Origin of the sequence: Methylomonas rivi (genome assembly GCF_024505165.1) — a bacterium.
Classification (GTDB): domain Bacteria; phylum Pseudomonadota; class Gammaproteobacteria; order Methylococcales; family Methylomonadaceae; genus Methylomonas; species Methylomonas rivi.
Genome location: NZ_JANIBK010000236.1, coordinates 1 through 3,717, shown reverse-complemented (window position 1 = coordinate 3,717; position 3,717 = coordinate 1). Strand labels below are relative to the sequence as shown.

Genomic DNA, 3,717 nt, shown 5'->3' with positions numbered 1-3,717 from the left:
GTCCAGCTCCGCCAAACGCCGGCGCCAGAAGCGTTCGCTGTCCGCCGGGTCTTTTTGTTGCAGCCAAGCGATGAAATCTCGGTAACGGCAACCCGCGCCGCGCTCGGAACCGGCATAGCTTTGCAACACTTCGCCGAGCAATTGCGAGGTGCTCCAGCCGTCCAACAGAACATGATGGCTGGTCCAGATCCAACGGTAAGTCCGCTCGGATAGCCGCACCAGCAACAAGCGCATCAACGGCGCTTGCGCCAGAACGAAGCCGCGCGCGTGTTCTTCGGCGGCCAATGCCGCCAACTCGGCTTCGGAAGCCGCGCGGCCACGCCAGTCAAGGATTTCCAGCGGCAATGCCGCTTGCCTGTAAACCACTTGTAACGGCCGGTCGGCTTCACCACGCCAAACAAAGGCACTGCGCAAAATGTCGTGCCGGGCGATTGCCTTGCGCCAGGCGGCGACAAAGCGCTCGACGTCCAGGCCCTCGATGTCCAACGTCATCTGATTGACGTACACCCCGGTTTCCGGCTCCAGCAGAGCATGAAACAAAATGCCTTGCTGCATCGGCGCCAACGGATAAATGTCTTCGACAACCTCGATGGCAACCGGCAGCGCGTCGATTTGCGGCTGACTGAGACCGGCCAACGCAAAATCGGCCGGCGTCGCGCCTTTGGCGCCGCTCAAGCAATGTTCCACCAACGCGGTCAATTCCGCGCGATAGGCATCCAGCAAACCCTGCACGGTTTCGGCGCGGTACAGGTTTTCACTGTATCGCCAGCGCAATTCCAGTTCGCCCGCCAATACTTGGGCATTGATTTCCAGCCAAAACGGCAACGGCACGGCGGGGTCGCGGTCATCACCGGCGGTTTCCGGCGCCACCTCGAACAAAGCCTGCTCGGCATCGAATTGGCCGAAATAATTGAAGCTGACTCGGGGTTGCGGCAAGGCCGCCAATTGCGCTTGCACTACGGGTTCCGCCAAATATTTCAATACGCCGAAGCCCAAGCCGCCGTCCGGTACGCTACGCAGTTGTTCCTTGACGGATTTGATTGCGGCACCGTTATCGGCAATGGCGGACAGACAGACCGGATACACACTGGTGAACCAGCCGACGCTACGGCTGAGATCGGTATCCTCAAACAGATCTTCGCGGCCATGGCTTTCCAGCTCTACCAGAACTCTGTCGCGGCCGCTCCAGCGACACAACACCCGCGCCAGCGCGGTCAACAACAGATCGTTGACCTGCGTGCGGTAAGCCGCCGGCGCCTGTTTTAACAGTTGCCGGGTGGTCTCTGTGGAAATCGTCAGACTTAGTGTGCGGGCGTCGGCAAAACTGCCGACGTCTTGCGGAAAATCGCGCGGCAACTCGTCGGCACCGGCCTCCTCCGCCAGCGCCAACCAATACGGCAGTTGCCGACTAAGCGCTTCGCTGGCGGCGTAATCTTTCAGGCGTTGCGTCCAATGTTTGAAACTGGCGGTCTTGGCCGGCAAGGCCTGATCGCCGCTATAGAGCGCTTGTAAATCCTCCAGCAAGATTCGCCAGGATACGCCATCGACCACCAGATGATGCACCACCAGCAACAAGCGCTGGCTGCCGCCGTCGACACGAATGGACACGGCGCGCAGCAACGGCCCGTTTTGCAAATCCAGGCTGCGCTGGGCCTGATTGGCGATACTTTCGACCTCGGCGCTATCCTGAGCCTTGCGCCGCCATAGTACATCGGTGGCATCTCTGGCATCGAGTTCGGCGTAATATTGGCGCCAAGCGCTATCTTCCAGACGAAAACGTAAACGCAGGCTATCGTGATGATTGATCAAGATTTGCAGCGCCCGCTCCAGCTTGGTTTCGTCCAGCGGCTGGCGAGCTTGCAGCAGCAAGGACAAATTCCAGTGTTGCCGATTGGGAACATCATCCTGGAAAAACTGAGTCTGAATCGGCGACAACGCCACTTCGCCGCTGACAATAGCCTCCACGGCATCGCCTGCTTGCCGTGCAGGTTGTGCGGCAGCTGCCAGGCCGGCGACGGTTTGGTACAAAAACAACTCCCTGGGCGTGAACTGCCAACCGGCTTCGCGGGCACGGCTGACCACCCGAATCGACAGAATAGAATCGCCTCCCAGTTCGAAAAAATTATCGTCGATGCCGATCCGTTCCACGCCCAGCACTTCCCGCCAGATGTCGGTCAGCGCTCGCTCGGCCTCGGTTTGCGGCGCCCGAAAGTTTTGCTCCGTCGTCCATTCAGGTTTGGGTAAGGCTTTACGGTCCAGCTTGCCGCTGGTCAGTCGTGGCAAACGGTCGAGCAGAATGATTTGCGCCGGAATCATGTAGTCCGGCAGACGGCTTTGCAAATAACGTTTCAATTCATCCGCAGCCATTTCGCCGGCGGCAACCGCATGCACCAATAGCCGCTTGTCGCCGCCCTCGCCGTCGGCGATGGCCACGGCTTCACTCACGGCGGGATGCGACAAGACCTGCGCTTCGATCTCGCCCAATTCGATACGGTAGCCGCGCAACTTGATCTGATGATCGCCGCGGCCGAAATAATCCACGTTACCGTCGGCGCGGAAACGCACCAAATCGCCGGTACGGTACAGCCGTCCGCCGTCGGCGGCGAACGGGTCGGGAATAAATCGCTCGGCGGTCAAGTCCGGCCGGCCATGATAGCCTCGGGCCAGACATGGGCCGCCGATGTACAGCTCTCCGATGACGCCTAGCGGCAGCGGGTTCAGGTCTTTGTCGAGTATATAGAGCGTACGCTCGCCGACGCCGGTGCCTATCGGCGCATAGGCGGTATCGCACTCGGTATTTTTGTGCGCACTCCACACCAGCGGTGTAATCAAGGTTTCGGTGGGACCGTAACCGTTGACGATAGGCGCATCGCCCACCAGCCGGCGGATTTGCGCCAGATTTTCCTTGCTGACCGCTTCGCCGCCCACCGAACAAGCCCGCAACGGCAGGGTAAGTCCCTGCTGTTCGGCCCAGCGGGCGATTTCGGTCAGGTAAGCCGGCGGCATTTCAAACCAACTGACACCCTGTTCCATCAGAGTATGGTAAGCCTGCTCCGCGCTCCACAATTCATCTCGGATCACTAAGCGGCAACCGTTCATCAACGGTACCAGCCATTGTTCCATGGCGGCATCGAAGGTGAAGGCGGCGAAATGCAAAGCCGTATCTTGCTGTTCGATTTCATAACGTTCGGCAATGGCCAGGCAATGCCGCGCCAACGCACCGTGGGCGACGGCCACGCACTTGGGCTTGCCGGTGGAACCGGAGGTCAGAATCAGGTAGGCCAGTTGTTCAGGGTGGAGGGTTACCTCGGGTGCACTGGCAGGATAATCGCTCAGCTCGGTTTCATCGAGGTTGAGCCAAACGCAGGCGCTGGCCAAACCCTCAATTGACATGCTTTGGGCAATGGCCTGCGACGACTGTGACAGCACGACGCTGACCTGCGCATCGGCCAGTAGCTCGGCTAAGCGTTCCTGCGGTTGTTCGGGGTCCAGCGGCAGGTAGGCGCCGCCGGCCTTGAGCACGGCCAGCATGGCGATGATGGCTTGGTGGCTGCGCGGCAGCAGCAGGGCTACCCGGCTTTCGGCCTGGATGCCCAGTTCGATCAATCGGTGCGCCAGACGGTTGGCCTGTTGTTCCAAATCGTGATAACTCAAGCTCTGCCTGCCGCAAATCAGGGCCGCGGCGTGCGGTTGCCGTTCGGCCTGGCGCTGGATCAG

General features: G+C 60.2%; 1 protein-coding gene. It reads right to left on the bottom strand.

Annotated features, from left to right (window positions below):
- The coding region (locus tag NP596_RS20405; protein ID WP_256617229.1) for a non-ribosomal peptide synthetase at nucleotides 1–3,717 on the bottom strand (3,717 nt) is incomplete at both ends.